10 protein-coding genes and 2 pseudogenes are annotated in these 16075 nt (G+C 64.8%); 8 read left to right on the top strand and 4 right to left on the bottom strand.

The window, feature by feature from the left end; genetic code table 11:
- Positions 1-3: 3 nt before the first annotated feature.
- The 7 genes and pseudogenes from NQE15_RS22070 (at position 4) to NQE15_RS22040 (ending at position 9009) form a co-directional block, all read left to right on the top strand.
- Positions 4-993 (top strand): efflux RND transporter periplasmic adaptor subunit, encoded by a 990-nt coding sequence (locus NQE15_RS22070; protein ID WP_265944829.1) that lies wholly within the window; start codon positions 4-6, stop codon positions 991-993.
- 3 nt (positions 994-996) lie between these two features.
- A pseudogene (locus tag NQE15_RS22065) lies at positions 997-4223 on the top strand (efflux RND transporter permease subunit).
- Positions 4220-4447, top strand: a complete 228-nt coding sequence (locus NQE15_RS22060; RefSeq protein WP_265944827.1) for a DUF2892 domain-containing protein — start codon at positions 4220-4222, stop codon at positions 4445-4447. Before NQE15_RS22065 ends, NQE15_RS22060 begins: the two are co-directional and overlap by 4 nt.
- Positions 4448-4635: 188 nt before the next feature.
- Complete coding sequence (locus NQE15_RS22055) at positions 4636-6492, top strand: putative bifunctional diguanylate cyclase/phosphodiesterase (protein WP_265944824.1); 1857 nt, start codon at positions 4636-4638, stop codon at positions 6490-6492.
- Positions 6493-6557: 65 nt separating this feature from the next.
- Positions 6558-7424 (top strand): NAD(P)-dependent oxidoreductase, encoded by an 867-nt coding sequence (locus tag NQE15_RS22050; RefSeq protein ID WP_265944822.1) that lies wholly within the window; start codon positions 6558-6560, stop codon positions 7422-7424.
- A complete protein-coding gene (locus NQE15_RS22045; RefSeq protein ID WP_265944820.1) occupies positions 7421-8275 on the top strand; it encodes an NAD(P)-dependent oxidoreductase in 855 nt (284 codons plus the stop codon). Before NQE15_RS22050 ends, NQE15_RS22045 begins: the two co-directional genes overlap by 4 nt.
- Entirely contained in the window at positions 8272-9009 is a 738-nt protein-coding gene (locus NQE15_RS22040; protein ID WP_265944818.1) for a flagellar brake protein, read from the top strand. Before NQE15_RS22045 ends, NQE15_RS22040 begins: the two co-directional genes overlap by 4 nt.
- A gap of 10 nt (positions 9010-9019) precedes the next feature.
- Here NQE15_RS22040 and NQE15_RS22035 read toward each other — a convergent pair whose 3' ends face one another.
- The 4 genes from NQE15_RS22035 to mtnA are packed head-to-tail and all read right to left on the bottom strand — an operon-like array spanning position 9020 to position 14578.
- On the bottom strand, positions 9020-11860 hold the full coding sequence (locus NQE15_RS22035; protein WP_265944816.1) for a PAS domain S-box protein: 2841 nt from the start codon (positions 11858-11860) through the stop codon (positions 9020-9022).
- Positions 11861-11920: 60 nt separating this feature from the next.
- Complete coding sequence (gene dmeF, locus NQE15_RS22030) at positions 11921-12871, bottom strand: CDF family Co(II)/Ni(II) efflux transporter DmeF (RefSeq protein WP_265944814.1); 951 nt, start codon at positions 12869-12871, stop codon at positions 11921-11923.
- A complete protein-coding gene (locus tag NQE15_RS22025) occupies positions 12868-13497 on the bottom strand; it encodes a class II aldolase/adducin family protein (protein WP_265944812.1) in 630 nt (209 codons plus the stop codon). The genes dmeF and NQE15_RS22025 overlap by 4 nt, the downstream gene beginning before the upstream one ends.
- On the bottom strand, positions 13490-14578 hold the full coding sequence (gene mtnA, locus NQE15_RS22020) for an S-methyl-5-thioribose-1-phosphate isomerase (RefSeq protein ID WP_265944810.1): 1089 nt from the start codon (positions 14576-14578) through the stop codon (positions 13490-13492). The genes NQE15_RS22025 and mtnA overlap by 8 nt, the downstream gene beginning before the upstream one ends.
- A 229-nt stretch (positions 14579-14807) precedes the next feature.
- Between mtnA and NQE15_RS24115 the strand changes: the two are divergent.
- Positions 14808-16001: pseudogene (locus NQE15_RS24115) on the top strand (FIST N-terminal domain-containing protein); the annotation flags it as partial.
- Positions 16002-16075: the final 74 nt, after the last annotated feature.

Here is a 16075-nt window from a genome sequence, read left to right as displayed (position 1 = left end):
TACATGAATGCAAAACTGTTTCGTAAGCTGACTTTGGGCCTGTTGGTGGCGTCGACCGCCGCTCTGAGCGTCGAGAGCTTGCCCGTGGTGGTGGTCAAGCGCCACCCGGTCGATCTGACTTTTCCGGCCGAATCGCTGGTCGAGGCGGTGCAGCAGGCGACTGTCGGCGCCCAGGTGGCGGGCCGCGTGCTCGAGGTCAAGGCCGATGCCGGGCAGGCCGTCCGCAAGGGCGAGGTCTTGATGCGGATCGATGCCCGCGAGGCCGAGGAATCGGCACGGGCCGCTTCGGCGCAGTACGGCAATGCCCGGGTCAACTACGAGCGGACCAAGAGCCTGGTTGCCCAGAAGTTCATGAGTTCGGCGGCACTCGACAAGGCCAAGGCCGATCTCGATTCGGCCAGCGCCAATCATGCGGCGGCCGGGGCCGCTCAGAGCCACGCCACCATCGTTGCGCCGATCAACGGCATCGTCGCCCGCCGCCACGCCGAACTGGGCGACATGGCGACCCCCGGCAAGCCGCTATTCACCATCTACGAACCGGGTGACTTGCGGGTCACGGCCAGCGTGCCGCAGTATCGGCTGAAGGACATGCGCGGCGTCAGGACGGCGCGCGTCGAGTTTCCCGAACTCGGCAAATGGGTGACGGCGACGGCGGTCAACCTGCTGCCGACGGCCGATGCGACGACTCACGTTTCGCAGGTTCGCGTCACGCTGCCGGCCGTGCCGGAAGCGATGCCCGGCATGTTCGCGCGCGTCCATTTCGTCGTCGGCCAGGCCGAAAAACTGACCGTGCCGGCGACGGCCGTCGTCCGCCGCGGCGAGGTGACAGCGGTCTATGTGCAGTCGGCCGGCGCCCGTCCGCGTTTGCGCCAGCTACGCCTGGGCAATGCCGTCGGGCAGGGCGAGATCGTGGTGCTGGCCGGCCTGACCAGCGGTGACAGGGTGGTGATCGATCCGGTCAAGGCTGGTATTCAGCTGAAGTCGGGCAAGTAGGCAATGAAATCCGAAGCTGGTTCGACCGCCCCGGTGCTGGGGCTTTCCGGGCGCATTGCCGCCGCCTTCCTGACCTCGCGGATGACGCCGCTGCTGGCGCTGGTCGCCTTCCTGCTCGGGGTGTTCGCGACCCTGGTCACGCCGCGCGAGGAAGAGCCGCAGATCGACGTGACGATGGCCGACGTGCTGGTCGCCTTCCCCGGCGCTTCGGCCAAGGATGTCGAGAACCTCGTGGCGCGGCCGGCCGAACAGGTGCTGTCGCGGATGCATGGGGTCGAGCACGTCTATTCGATGTCGCGTCCCGGCATGGCGATCATCACTGTGCAGTTCGATGTCGGCGTCAAATACAACGATGCGGTGCTGCGCCTCTACGATACCGTGCATTCGCACCGCGACTGGCTGCCGCCCAATCTCGGGGTCCTCGAGCCGGTGATCAAGCCGCGCGGCATCGACGACGTACCGATCGTCGCGCTGACCTTCTGGACGGAAGACCCCGAGCGCTCGGCCTTCGACCTGCAGCAGGTGGCCCGCGCCGTCGAGATCGAGCTGAAACGGATCAAGGGCACGCGCGACGTATCGACCATCGGCGGTCCCGATCACGCCATTCGCGTTCTGATGGATGGCGAGCGCATGAATGCCTACGCGGTGACGCCGCAGGACATCGCCGGCGCCCTGAAAGTCTCGAACGCGCTGCAATCCTCAGGCAGCCTGACCGCCGGCAACAGCGAGTTGTTGGTCCAGACCGGAACCTATCTCGAATCGGCGGCCGATGTGCAGCAGCTGGTCGTCGCCGTGCGCGGCGAGGCCGGTAAGCGGACGCCGGTATTCCTCAGCGACGTGGCGACGGTCGAGGACGGCCCCGACCAGCCCAAGGCCTATGCCTGGTTCGGCAGCAAGGACGGCGAATTCCCGGCGGTGACGCTGCAGCTCTCCAAGCAGCCCGGCGTCAATGCAGCCGATGTCGCGACGGCCGCCATCGCGCGGATCGAAAGCCTGGACGGCACGGTGATTCCGGAGGGCGTCGAAGTCACCGTGACGCGCAATTACGGTGCGACGGCGACCGAGAAAGCGCAGAAGCTGATCGGCAAGCTGGTCTTCGCCACGGCCTTCGTCGTGCTCCTCGTTTTCTTCGCCTCGGCCGGCGCGAGGCGGTGATCGTCGGCGTCGCCGTGACCCTGACCCTGGCCGCGACGCTGTTCGCTTCCTGGGCCTGGGGGTTCACGCTGAACCGGGTGTCGCTGTTTGCGCTGATCTTCTCGATCGGCATCCTGGTCGACGACGCCATCGTCGTCGTCGAGAACATTCATCGCTGGCAGGGCCTGCATCCCGAGAAAGGCCTGCTCGAAATCATTCCGCCGGCGGTCGACGAAGTTGGCGGGCCGACCATTCTGGCAACGCTGACGGTGATCGCCGCGCTCCTGCCGATGGCCTTCGTCAGCGGCCTGATGGGGCCGTACATGAGCCCGATCCCGATCAATTCGTCGATGGGCATGGCGATCTCGCTGGCCGTCGCCTTCATCGTCACCCCGTGGCTGGCCGGCAAACTGATGAAGACGCACGGGGCCGGCGCCGGCCACCCGCCGTCGAAACTCGATGCCAAACTCGACAGCTCTTTCCGCAAGCTGCTGACCCCCTTCCTCGATCCGCTCAAGGGCGGCGCGGCGCGGATCAAGCTCGCCATCGTCATCATCCTGCTGATCCTCGGCTCGGTATCGCTGGCTTACTTCCAGCTCGTCGTGCTGAAGATGTTGCCGCTCGACAACAAGAGTGAATTCCAGGTCATCCTCGACATGCCGGTCGGCACGCCGGTCGAAGAAACCGCCCGCGTCCTCAACGAAATCGGCGCCGAACTGGCGACCGTCGATGAGGTCACCAATTACCAGGCCTATGCCGGGACCGCCAGCCCGATCAATTTCAACGGCCTGGTCCGCCAGTACTACCTGCGCGCCACGCCCGAAAAGGGCGACATCCAGGTCAATCTGGCCGACAAGAAGCAGCGCACGCGCAGTAGTCACCAGATCGCCGGCGCGCTGCGCGAGCGGGTCGAGGCGATCGGCAAGCAGAACGGCGGTAATGCCAAGGTCGTCGAAGTGCCGCCCGGGCCGCCGGTGATGTCGCCGATCGTCGCCGAAATCTACGGTCCGGAGATGGCGGGGCAAATGGCGGTCGGCAAGCAGGTGCGCGCGGCCTTTGCAACGACCAAAGACCTGGTGGCGGTCGACGATTACATCGACGCCGATTCGCGCAAGGCCGTGCTGCATGTGCTGCAGAGCAAGGCGGCCCTGCTCGGAGTGGCGCAGAGCGACATCGTCGAGGTGGTCGGCATGGGGCTGGCCGGTCAGGACGTGACCCCGGTGCGCAATGCCGACTCCAAGTTCGAAATCCCGGTCCGCATCACGCTGCCGGCCGACCAGCAGTCCTCGCTCGACGCCTTGCTGAAACTCCGCGTGCGTTCCCGCGACGGCCAGCTGGTGCCGGTTTCCGAACTGGTCGAGGTGCGCGACCAGGGGCGCGAGAAGACCATCTATCACAAGGATCTGCTGCCCGTCGTCTATGTCGTCGGCGACATGGGCGGCAAGCTCGATTCGCCGCTCTACGGCATGTTCGACGTCCGCGCCCGGATCAACGGCATGGCCCTGGCCGAGGGAGGTACGCTGGGCGAGTGGTTCATCCGCCAGCCGGCCGATCCCTACGCCGGCTACAGCGTCAAGTGGGACGGCGAGTGGAAGGTGACCTACGAAACCTTCCGCGACATGGGCATCGCCTACGGTGTCGGCCTGATCCTGATCTACCTGCTGGTCGTCGCCCATTTCGGCAGCTACCTGGTGCCGCTGATCATCATGGCGCCGATTCCGCTGACCATCATCGGCGTCATGCCGGGTCACGCCCTGTTCGGCGCCCAGTTCACCGCCACCTCGATGATCGGCATGATCGCGCTGGCCGGCATCATCGTCCGCAACTCCATCCTGTTGGTCGATTTCATCAAGCAGCAGGTGGCGGCCGGCATGGACTTCCATGATGCGGTAATCCAGTCGGCGGCGGTGCGCGCCAAGCCGATCGCGCTGACCGCGCTGGCCGCCATGCTCGGCGCCCTGTTCATCCTCGACGATCCGATCTTCAACGGCCTGGCCTTGAGTCTGATCTTCGGCATCCTGGTCTCCACCCTGCTCACGCTGGTGGTGATCCCCGTTCTCTATTTCGCGGCTTTCCGCAAGGAGCATCAAGCATGACCATCGAACGCATCATCCGCATCATGGCGGGTTTCTTCATCCTGCTCTCGCTGGCGCTCGGCATCGACGGTAGCCCCATCTTCGTTTCGAAGTGGTTCCTCGCCTTCACCGCTTTCGTCGGCTTGAACTTGTTGCAAAGCGGCTTTACCGGCTTCTGCCCGCCGGAAAAGCTGCTCGCCAAGCTAGGCGTCAAGCGCAGCAATGGCGGTGGTTGTTGCGGCTAGTGCCATAGAGGCAGAGGCTGGCACTAGTTGCCAGGGGCATTTCAAGATAGTGCTTTAAAAAAAGCATTCAAGCGTTTGTAATATATGCAGTTTACCTGTTTTTGGCCGACCGTGAAATAGTACCTATGGCGTGGCCGTCCGCTCAGTTACACTGCCGCCATCAATAATGGCGTGGTAGTTGAATCCTGATGCATGACCCGGCCCTAACGTGGCGCAAAATCCTGGTATTGGGGCTGGTGGCAATTGCCCTGGCCGGGGGCGTCAGCGTCCTTGTCTCGCCACTGCTGGGCGGCGTACTGCTCGCCCTGCTGATGGTGGCCGGTGGCGGCGTCCTTTTGCGTGCCCAGTACCGGGTGAGCGAGCAGCTGCGGCTGCAGCGCAGGATTATCGACCATACTTCCGAAGCGATGATGGTGACCGATCTGGAGCAGCGCATCCTGATGGTCAACCCGGCTTTCGAGCGGATCACGGGTTACAGCGCCGCTGATGTGCTCGGCCAGACCCCGGTCATGCTGGGGGCTGGTCGCCATGGTGCCGACTTCTACCTGGCGATCTGGGAACGCGTTGCCGAGAAGGGAAGCTGGGAAGGCGAAGTCTGGGATCGGCGCAAGGGTGGCGAAATCTACCCCAAACAGATGCGCATCACGGCCATCTGCGAGACCACGCCGGAGCATGTTTCGCATTACGTCGCCGTCTTCTCCGACATCAGCGCCCAGAAGGCGCAGGAGGCGCGCATCGATTATCTGGCGCATCACGATCCGCTGACCAGCCTGCCCAACCGTCTGGCCCTCGGGCTGCATCTGGCCGATGCCCTCGGCAATGCGGCGCGCAGTGAGACCCGCCTCGCCGTGCTGATCATCGATCTCGACAACTTCAAGACGGTCAACGATTCGCTGGGGCATCACGCCGGCGACCAATTACTGAGCGAGATTGCCCGCCGCCTGCAACTCGTCCTCGACTGGCGCGGGCGGCTGTTCCGCCTGGGCGGCGACGAATTTGTCGTGGTCCTCGAAGACGCCGGTGCCGAGCCGGTGAGTGAACTGCTCGAGCGTCTGTTGCGTACCGTTGGCGAACCTTGCCAAGTCCTTGGTCACCAATTGCATACCAGTCCGTCGATCGGCATCAGCTTCTTCCCGACCGACGGCGAAACGGCCGAAGCGCTGATTCGCAATGCCGATACCGCGATGTATTTCGCCAAGGCCAGCGGACGCAACAACTACCAGTTCTTCGCCGAGCCGATGAATGCCGCCGCCAACAAGCGCCTGCACCTGGAAAGCGAACTGTGGGATGCGCTGGCCAAGAACCAGTTATTACTGCACTACCAGCCGCAGGTCGACCTGGTGAGCGGCAGCGTGGTCGGTGTCGAGGCGCTGGTCCGCTGGCTGCACCCGCAACGCGGCATGATCGCCCCGGATGATTTCATTCCGATTGCCGAGGAATGCGGTCTGATCCTGCCGCTCGGCCACTGGGTGCTGCTCACCGCCTGCCGTCAGGCCAAGGCCTGGCTCGATGCCGGCATCGACATCGGCGAGATGGCCGTCAATATTTCCGCGCACCAGTTCCGCCAGCCGGAGTTTGCCCAGTTGGTGCGCGCCGTGCTGCTCGAGACCGGCCTGCCGGCCGAGCGCCTGGAACTTGAAATCACCGAGAGCACCGTGATGCACAGTGCCGATGCCTCGATCCAGACGCTGGCCACGCTCAAGGAAATGGGCATCAAGCTGGCGATCGACGATTTCGGCACCGGCTACTCGTCGTTGGCCTATCTGCGCTTGTTCCCGGTCGATCGCCTGAAAATCGACCGGACCTTCGTCGCCGATGTCGCCTCGGACAGCGATGCCGCCTCGCTGGTGACCTCGATCATCGCCCTCGGCCGCTCGCTCGGCCTCAATCTGGTGGCCGAAGGCGTCGAGACCCCGGCCCAGGCCGATTTCCTGCGCGCCCTGGATTGCCAGCGCGTGCAGGGTTTCCACTTCTTCCGGCCGGTGGTCGCCGAAGAAGTCGCCGCTGTCAGCGATTTTTTCCGTCTGGCCGAACAGGCCGCCTGATCAGGCTTGACCCGTCGGCCGGCCGGCCTAAAATCCGGGTCTCACCGACTTGGAGTCCACTATCCATGAAAATCGCTTTTCTCGGCCTCGGCATCATGGGGCGCCCGATGGCGCTCAATCTGATCAAGGGCGGCCATACCGTGACCGTCTGGGCGCGCCGCGCCGAATCCATGCAGCCGCTGCTCGACGCCGGCGCGCTGGCCGCCGCCAGCCCGGCCGCGGCGGCGCAGGGTAACGAACTGGTCATCTCGATGGTCGCCGATGCGCCCGATGTCGCCGAAGTCATGCGCGGCGTCGCCGCCGGCGCGGCGCCGGGGCTGGTCGCCGTCGACATGAGCACCATCGCGCCGGCCGCCGCCCGCCGGATCGGTGAGGAACTGGCCGGGTCCGGCGTCGACTTTCTCGACGCCCCGGTTTCCGGTGGCGAAGTTGGCGCCATTGCCGGCAGCCTGTCGATCATGGTCGGCGGCTCCGCCGCCGCCTTTGCCAAGGCCCAGCCGGCCTTCGCCTGCATGGGCAAGAATGTCGTACACGTCGGCGCTTCCGGGGCCGGCCAGGTGACCAAGGCGGCCAATCAGATCGTTACCGGCATGGGCGTGCTGGCGGTCGCCGAAGCCTATGCCTTCGCCAGCAAGAACGGCGTCGATTGCGCTAAGGTTCGCGAGGCCCTGCTCGGCGGCTTCGCCTATTCGAAGATCCTCGAAAACCACGGTCAGCGCATGCTCGACCGCAATTTCAAGCCGGGCTTCAAGAGCTGGATGCACGAGAAGGATCTGAACATCGTGATGCAGACGGCGCACGAACTCGGCCTCTGCCTGCCCGGTTCGGCGGCAACGGCGCAGATGTTCAACGCCATGGTTGGTTCGGGACTGGGTGAGGAAGACTCGATTGCCGTGCTCAAACTGCTCGAACGGTTGTCGGGCCAGGCATGAAGGTCGGTTTCATCGGGCTGGGCGTCATGGGACGCCCGATGGCGCAGCATGTGCAGCGCGCCGGCCATGAACTGTTCGTGTGGAGCCGCCGCCCGGCCAGTGCCGACGGCCTGGAGGCGACCTTGTGCGCGACGCCAGCCGAACTCGGGCGGCAATGCGAAGTGGTGTTCACTGTGGTCACTTCGAGCGCCGACGTCGAGGCCGTCGCGCTCGGCAAGGACGGCTTGAGCGAGGGCATGGCACCCGGTTCGGTGCTGGTCGACTGCTCGACCATCGCCCCCGAGGTGGCGAGACAGATCGCCGCCCGCCTCGCCGAAAAAGGCATTGCCATGCTCGATGCCCCGGTCTCCGGCGGCGCCCAGGGCGCCATTGACGCCTCGCTGGCGATCATGGCCGGGGGCGAGGCGGCGGTGCTTGAACGGGTCCGGCCGCTGCTCGACTGCCTTGGCCAGCGCATTGTCCATGTCGGGCCGCAGGGCGCCGGGCAGGTCGCCAAGGCCTGCAACCAGATGATCATGGTCGCCGCCATCCAGGCCGTCGCCGAGGCGATGCGGCTGGCCGCCGCCTCCGGTGTCGATTGTGCCAAGGTCAAACAGGCGCTGGCCGGCGGCTCAGCCGCCTCGCGCGTGCTCAACGTGATGGGCGAGCGCATGGTCAGTCGCGATTTTGCAGCCGGCATCGAAGCCCGGCTGCATCACAAGGATTACGGTCTGGTGCTCGAGGCCGCGCGGCGCAGCGGGGTCGCCATGCCGCTCAGCGCAGTCGTCGGCCAGCAGTTGAATGCGCTGATGGCTCAGGGCTGGGGGCGTGACGATACGTCCTCCCTGTTACGACTTCTTGAAACGCAATGAGCCAGATCGCCATACTTTCCGAAGCTGAAATCCAGGAACGATTTCACATTACCGGCAGCCGGCCGGTGGCCTTTACGCTGGCCGGCTTTGCGCGCGATGCCGAGCCGTTCACGGTGCATTTGGAAGGCGACTTCTTTCCGACGATCCTGCTCGCTGTCCTGCCCGAAAAAGACGCGCTGATTTTTGATTGCAGCGGCAGCCTGGAAGCCAATCGCCATCTGCTGCTGAGCAAACACAATGTTTTTGTCGGTCGGCCCGGCGGCATTCATGTCCAGTTTTCGACCGGACCGGCCACCGAAGTGACCTATGCCGGCGCCAAGGCTTTTTCGACCGCCTTGCCGAAATTTCTCGTTCGCCTGCAGCGGCGTGAATCGTTCCGGGTGCTGACTCCGCGTGCCCGGCCCCTGCAGTTTTTCGCGCGCCTGGCTAACGGTCAGCTGCTCAGTCTGCCGACGCACGACATTTCGGTGACCGGTATCGGGCTCAACGCTGTCGAATTGCCGGAAGGTCTGGACGTAGGCGTGGTCTTGTCGAACTGCCATTTCGCCCTTCCTGACGATACGCAGGAACTGTTTTGCAGTGCAACGATCCGCAACCTGAGCGAGCGCGAAAGCCGTCAAGGGGAGCGGCATTGGCATATCGGGCTGCAGTTCAACGACCTGCCGACCATTGCGCAAAACCGCATTCAGCGCTACATCGACAAACTTGAACGCGAGCGCCGCGAACTGAGTTGATTGTCGGGGGTCAGGCGATGGGGCCCAGCGCACCAAGCAGAGCCTTGACATCGACCGGCTTGGCCAGGAAATCGTCCATGCCGGCGGCCAGGCAAAGCTGACGATCTTCTTCATAGGCGGCCGCAGTCAGTGCGACGATGCGCAGCGGCGGCCGGGCATTGGCTTGTTCCCACTGACGAATCTCCCGGGTTGCCTGGAAACCGTCCATGACCGGCATCTGGCAGTCCATCAGGATCAGGTCGGGGTGGATTTCGCCGCCGGTAATGGCGCGCACGGCGAGGGCGCCGTTGTCGAGGCAATCGACTGCGATCCCGTGCTTGGCCAGGATGGCGGCGATGACGTGGCGGTTGGTGGCATTGTCTTCGACGACCAGCACCCGCTTCGGGTCGGGGCTGGGCGCCGGGAGGGCGGTGACCGGGGGGCGATTGTGCTGGCGCGTGTCTTCGTCCGGCGCGACGGGTTCGGCCTGAATCTCGAACCAGAAGCTGGCCCCTTCGCCGCCCCGACTGGCGACGCCGGCTTCGCCGCCCATCTGTTCGGCAAGCTGGCGGATGATCGAGAGCCCGAGGCCGGTGCCCTGGAACTTGCGGGTGCTCGAACTATCGACTTGCGAGAAGGGCTGGAAAAGCTCGGCCTGCAGCATTTCGTCGATGCCGATGCCGGAGTCGGTCACAGTGAAGGCGAGCACGCCCCGCCCATCGGCCCGGATTTTCTCCCGGCCTTCGATCCGGATACCGCCCTGTTCGGTGAATTTGATGGCATTGCTGAGCAGGTTGGACAGCATCTGGCGGACCCGGATCGGGTCACCCCAGTAGCGTTGGCCGCTGGTGCCGTGCCAAGCGAAGTCGAGAACGAGGCCGCGCGATTTGGCACTTTCGCCGAACAGGGCAGCCGTGTCGCCAATCAGTTGGGCAGGATCGAAGGCGCGGCGGGCCAGTTCCAGTTTGCCGGCCTCGACCTTGGAAAGGTCGAGAATGTCATTGAGCAGGGTGAGCAAGGTTTGCCCGGAGTTGAGAATGGTCCGTGCCGCATCCAGCTTTTCGTTGGGTTTCAGGTTCGGCATCAGGAGGATCTGTGCCATGCCGAGAATGCCGTTGAGCGGGGTACGGATCTCGTGCGACATGGTGGCCAGGAAGCGGCTCTTGGCGACATTGGCCCCTTCCGCCGCCTGCTTGGCGGTGCGCAATTCCTCTTCCTGCAGTTTGCGCTGGGTGATGTCGTCCTTGACCGCGATGAAGTGCGTGATCGCTCCGGCCGGGTCGGTGACTGGCGAGATGCTGGCCAGTTCCCAGTAGTAACTGCCGTCCTTGCGCCGGTTATAGAGTTCGCCCTGCCAGGTTCGCCCGGCGGTGATGGTCTCCCACAGCTCCCGATACTTCTCCGGCGCGGTCTGGCCGGATTGCATGAACCGCGGGTTCTGGCCGAGGGCTTCGGTGCGGCGGTAACCGGTGGTTCGTTCGAAGGCGTCGTTGACGAAGGTGATGTTGCCCAGGGGATCGGTCATCACGATCGAGGCATTGCTCTGGTTGACCGCTTCGCTGAGCAGTCGGAGCTCGGATTCGATTTTCTTGCGTTCGGTGATGTCGTGAATGATCGAGTACAGCATCGGCCGGCCCGCAGTCTCGCCAGGGCCGGTATAGACCTCGACGTCGCGCACCTCGCCGCTGGCCAGGCGGTGGCGGAAATTGAAATAGCGCCGGTTATTGTGCACGGCGTCATCGAGATCCTGGCGTAGAGCCTCGGGCGACAGGCAATTGATCTCGCCGATCGACATGGCGAGCAGTTGCTCGCGCGGGTAACCGTAGAAATCGATGGCGGCCTGGTTGGCCTCGGTAATCAGGCCGCTGCCCGGGTCTACGGCAAGCTTGATCGCGGTGTTGACCTGGAAAAACTGCCGATAACGGGCCTCGCTCGCCCGCAGGGCTTGCGTCGCCGCATGGCTCGCCAACTGCGAGCGGTACACCAGTCCGATCAGCAGCAGGCTCATCAGGCTGGCAATGAGGGCGGTGAGCAGGACTGCATCGCGATGGTCAACATAGGGCTGGATGACCGTCGTCATCGGCTCGCCGAGCACGAAGGTCATCCGGTGTTCGGGCAGCTTGTAGTAGCCGTAGAGGCGCTCGATGCCATCAGTCTGGGCGACCTTGACGAAAGTCCCGGCGCCGCTCGCTTCCGGGTCAGTGAAAGCGGTTCCGGTCAGGCGTTGGCCGTAGTGGCGCTCATCGTTCGGGTGGCGGGCCAGGATCTCGCCGTCGCGGGTGACGGTGGCCGCGCCGTCGGGCGTCAGCTTCAGGTAGCCGTGAAAGCCGGCAAAGATATCCGGGCTCACCGAGACGACGATGACGCCGGCAAACCGCCCGTCGCGCAGGATCGGTCGGGTGAACTGGATCGACCACTTTCCGGAAACCTTGCCCTTCAACGGGCTGCTGATATAGAGCTGGTCGCTGCCGCCAGCCTCCTTGTGGACTCGGAAATGCTGGCGCTCGCTGAGGTTAACCGGGCTGTTCGGCTTGGCCAGATTGGAGAAGGCCATCACGCCATCCGGCCCGATGATGGCGACTTGCAGGGCGATATCCGACAGGATGCCCTGGCGCCGCCTGACCCGTTCGGCAAAGTCCGTCGAGTCCCCGTGCCAGTAATCGCGCATGTCGAGCAAGAGTTCGTCGAGGCGCTTGATGGTCGACAGGCTATGCTCGGCGAAGACCTGCGACTGGTAGCGCATCGACGATTCCGCCTCGTGCAGGACGCTGGCCCGGCTGCTTTTCAGTTCAAGGAAAGCGGAGGTCCAGATCACCGTCAGGCAGAGCCCGAGGAGGAGGACGATCTGGTGGCGGGGCGAGGGGATTTTCATCGGCCGACAGTTTAGCGCCGCCGGTTACTCAGAGGGGGGATTTGTGGCTGAAAGCAGGACTCAGTCGCACTCGTCGCAATAATGGATTTCGATGGTGGCGTGCACGATTTCTTCATGCACGGCCAGGTGTTCCCGGATGCCTCCGGCGCCGAGGTCGTGATCGTGGGTCAGCACGCTCAGGGCACAGGCGTAGGCGCCGGTGCCGACGCGCCAGACGTGGAGGTCGGTGAGTTCGGTGCGGCCGGCGGTCGGCAATTGGGCGATCACCTCGCGAATCTCGCCAACCACCGGGTGGTCCATCTCGCGGTCGAGCAGGACGCGGGCGCTCTGCAGGATCAGGTTCCTGGCCCAGATGCCGACCAGCAGCGCGCCGACCAGGCCGGTCGCCGGGTCCAGCCAGTCCCAGCCGTACAGCCAGCCGCCGGCCAGGGCAATGATGGCGAGGACCGAAGTCAGCGCATCGGTGATGACGTGGATGTAGGCTGACTTGAGGTTGAGGTCGTGGTGGTGCTCGTGGTCATGCCCATGGTCCTGACCGTGATGATGATCGTGGGCCTGGCCGAGGATCAGCGCGCAGACGAGATTGACCCCCAGGCCGAGGGCGGCGACCGCCATCGCTTCCGGGTAATGGATGGTCTGCGGCGACCACAGGCGCTCCAGCGAGCCGAAGACCATCATGCCGGCGACGCCCAGCAGAAAGATGGCGCTGGTATAGCCGGCCAGGACTTCGATTTTCCAGGTGCCGAAGGCGAAGCTCGGGTCGCCGGCGTACTTGCGCGCCGCGCCATAGGCGAAAGCGGAAAGACCGATGGCCAGGGCGTGCGAACTCATATGCCAGCCGTCGGCGAGCACCGCCATCGAGTTGAACCACCAGCCGGCGACGATCTCGAGCAGCATGGTGGCGATGGTGATCCACATCACCAGGCGGGTGCCGCGCTCGGCGGCGGCATTGCCGGCGGCGAAGCGGTGGGCGTGGGTCCAGCGCGAAAGGTCGTGATGTCCTTTGCTCATTGCTGTCCGTAGCCGGCGAATTTTTCCAGCACGGCGGTCATCTCGGCGGCCGACAGCAGCACAGGTTCGCCGAGCTGGCAGGCGCGCCAGTATTGCTCGCAGAGTTCTTCCAGTTCGCTGGCCAGGGCCAGCGCCTCGTCGAGATCGCGCCCGACGACCAGTTGGCCGTGGTTGGCGAGCAGGCAGCCCTTGCGCTCCTGCATCGCGGCCAGGGCATTGGTCGACAGTTCCTGGGAGCCGAACAGGGCGTAGTCGGCGCAGCGGATGCTGTCGCCGCCGAAGCGGGCGATCATGTAGTGGAAGGGTGGAATGGTGCGGCGCAGGCAGGCCAGGCTGACGGCGAAGGGCGAGTGGGCATGCAGCACGGCGCCGACTTCCGGCCGGCTGACGTAGATGTCGTGGTGGAAGCGCCACTCGGACGAAGGTTTGCGTCGGCCGCGGTGCGAGCCGTCGAAGGCCATCCGCGGAATGTCATCGGCAATCAGCGCCTCGTAGGGCATGCCGGTCGGCGTGATGTAGAAGCCCTCGCCGGAACGGACGCTGACGTTGCCCGAGGTGCCGCGATTGAGGCCGGCTGGCCGCATGGCGCGGGCGATGGCGATCAGGTCGGCGCGTTGGTCAGGCATTGGCCTCTTCCGGATAGAGCGCGAACAGGCCCTCGTGGCTGGCCGGGCAGGCGCCACGTTCGGTGATGATCGCGGTAACCAGGCGGGCCGGGGTGACGTCGAAAGCCGGGTTGGCGACAGCTTCACGCGGTGACACTTGATGCAACGCCGAGGGGATGCCGCGCGCATCGAGTCCATGGACGAGGCGGAACTCGTCGCCGTCGCGTTCCTCGATCGGAATCGCGGCGCCGTCGGGGCAGGCGAAATCCAGGGTCGAGCGCGGTGCCGCGACGTAGAAGGGAATGCCGTTGTCGGCGCAGGCCAGGGCCTTCAGATAGGTTCCGACCTTGTTGGCGACGTCGCCGTTGGCGGCGATGCGGTCGGCACCGACGATCACGGCGTCGACCCGGCCCTCGCGGATCAGGATGCCGGCCGCGTTGTCGGCGATGACGGTGTGCGGCACACCGTGCTGGGCGAGTTCCCAGGCGGTGAGCAGGCCCTGGTTGCGCGGCCGGGTCTCGGAGGCCCAGACATGCACCGGCAGCCCGGCACCGTAGGCGGCATAGACTGGCGACAGCGCGGTGCCCCAGTCAACGGTCGCCAGCCAGCCGGCATTGCAGTGGGTCATGATGTTCAAGGTTGTGCCCTGGCGACGGGCCAGTTGGCGGAAGAGGCCGAGGCCATGCTGGCCGATGCTGGCATTCTGGGCGACATCTTCCTCGGCGATGGCCGCCGCTTCAGCCCAGGCGGCCGCGCCGCGCTCGCCAGCGGGCAGCGGCTTGAGGAATGCGGTCATCCGGGCTAGCGCCCAATGCAGGTTGACCGCCGTCGGCCGCGTCGCGCCCAGTTGGGCCGCGGCGTCCTGCAAGCGGGCGTCGGAGGCGTCGTCGTTCAGCGCGATGGCCAGGCCGTAGGCGGCGGTGGCGCCGATCAGCGGCGCCCCGCGGACCTGCATGGCACGGATGGCGTGCGCCGCCTCGTCCAGGGTGGCGACGCGGACCCAATGCAGCGCGTGCGGCAGACGGGTCTGGTCGATGATGTCGATGGCGCGCCGCTCGGGACGGGCGCGCAGGGTACGGGTGGGAATGCCGTCGATGTTCATGGCTTGGCTTTGAGGCGGGTTCGATAGGGAGGGAGGCGTTGACCAGCCTCCGGTTGGAGGCGTCTTGGCGCCGAGAGGTTCAGCTATCGACGGTCGCCCGGAATGCCGACATTTTGCCGTGCTCTGCGCCGGCACGGAAGCAAAAGAGGAAAGTCGCCGCGGCGCGTCGTTGTATGGTGTGCAACTTGCTTCATTTGTCGCTGCAAAATGGTTTTTGCGTTTGGCGCAAATGAAGATACGGCGTGCACTATGCCGTGATCCGCCGGGGGGATGGATTGGGCGGGCTATAAAAGGGAGATATACGATGTTTTCGTTTTTTGGATCAAAGCGGGAGGCGCCGGGTAATGGCGCTGTGTCCCAAACCTCGCCGGCTGCCGCGCATGGGCGTTTCAATGCCGATCGGCTGCCGGTCCGGCTCGGGGACATTGGCTTGCCCGACGCGCCGGGTGGCCTCTTCGTCGGCTTCGTGCCGCCTTACGCCAATTTTTCCGCGACCGCCGATGGCCTGAGCCGGCTGGTTGCCAGCCAGTCCGGCAAGGCCACCTTTGCCGCGCTGTCGTCTACAGGCGCCCTGTGCAGCGGCGGCGCCTCGAGCTACTGCGGGGCCGAAGCCGGTGACCGCGAAGGCAGTTTTCTCTGGTTGTCCGATGAAATCGTCGAGCGCAGCGAGGTCTTCAGCATCGATCTCCATGTCGGCCAGGGGGCAACGGTTGGCGAGCGGGTGAGCAAAATTGCGCAGGAATTGAACAGGGTCAATCCGTCCTTTCCGGTCAATGCCCAGGATACTTTCGCTCTCGTCTTCTGCGACGGGCTGTCTGCTTCCGAAGGTTTCCTGATGCGCGCCTGGTACGAAAGCCAGCGCTTCCCCTGCCTGGCGATCGGCGGCTCGGCCGGCGGCAAACTCGATTTTTCCGGCACCTACATGCACGACGGCAAGCGCCAGTTGACCGGCCAGGCCATGCTGATTTTCTGCAAGGTTCAGCGCGGCATCCGCTTTTCGCCATTCAAGTCGCAGAATTTCGTCCCGGCCGGCAAGAGCTGGCTGGTTGCCGAGGCCGATCCGGTGGCTCGCACGCTGACCAGCGTATTTACCGAAGATGGCCGGAGCGAGCGTTTCCTGGCGGCGCTGGCGACTCATTTCCGCTGTTCCGAGAGCGAAGTCGAGAAACACCTGGCCGGCCATACCTTCGCCGTTTCGGTCAACGACGCCATGTTCATCCGCTCGATTGCCGCGCTCGGGGCCGAGAAGACCAGTTTCTTCTGCGACATCGAGTTCGGCGACTGTCTGCATCTGCTGAAAGTGACCGATTTCATCGCCACCACCCAGCGCGACTGGCAGCAGTTCCTTTCCGGCAAGGGCTCCCCGCTTGCCGTGCTGCTCAACGACTGCGTGCTGCGCCGCCTGGGCAATGCGGCGCAACTCGGCAAGGCCAGCTTCTTCGCCGAGACGCCGGCTGCCGGCTTTTCGACCTTCGGCGAAATTCTCGGCATTCCGAT

It is taken from the genome of Dechloromonas sp. A34 (genome assembly GCF_026261605.1).
GTDB lineage: Bacteria > Pseudomonadota > Gammaproteobacteria > Burkholderiales > Rhodocyclaceae > Azonexus.
Note: the sequence above shows the minus strand (reverse complement) of the source record. Positions and strands in the feature narration are given on the sequence as shown.

Bases quoted from the DNA above. Each gene is read 5' to 3' on its own strand.
- NQE15_RS22060 (WP_265944827.1), top strand. From the start codon at position 4,220: ATGACCATCGAACGCATCATCCGCATCATGGCGGGTTTCTTCATCCTG.
- NQE15_RS22045 (WP_265944820.1), top strand. From the start codon at position 7,421: ATGAAGGTCGGTTTCATCGGGCTGGGCGTCATGGGACGCCCGATGGCG.
- dmeF (WP_265944814.1), bottom strand. From the start codon at position 12,871: ATGAGCAAAGGACATCACGACCTTTCGCGCTGGACCCACGCCCACCGC.
- NQE15_RS22050 (WP_265944822.1), top strand. From the start codon at position 6,558: ATGAAAATCGCTTTTCTCGGCCTCGGCATCATGGGGCGCCCGATGGCG.
- NQE15_RS22035 (WP_265944816.1), bottom strand. From the start codon at position 11,860: ATGAAAATCCCCTCGCCCCGCCACCAGATCGTCCTCCTCCTCGGGCTC.
- NQE15_RS22040 (WP_265944818.1), top strand. From the start codon at position 8,272: ATGAGCCAGATCGCCATACTTTCCGAAGCTGAAATCCAGGAACGATTT.
- NQE15_RS22055 (WP_265944824.1), top strand. From the start codon at position 4,636: ATGCATGACCCGGCCCTAACGTGGCGCAAAATCCTGGTATTGGGGCTG.
- NQE15_RS22025 (WP_265944812.1), bottom strand. From the start codon at position 13,497: ATGCCTGACCAACGCGCCGACCTGATCGCCATCGCCCGCGCCATGCGG.
- NQE15_RS22070 (WP_265944829.1), top strand. From the start codon at position 4: ATGAATGCAAAACTGTTTCGTAAGCTGACTTTGGGCCTGTTGGTGGCG.
- mtnA (WP_265944810.1), bottom strand. From the start codon at position 14,578: ATGAACATCGACGGCATTCCCACCCGTACCCTGCGCGCCCGTCCCGAG.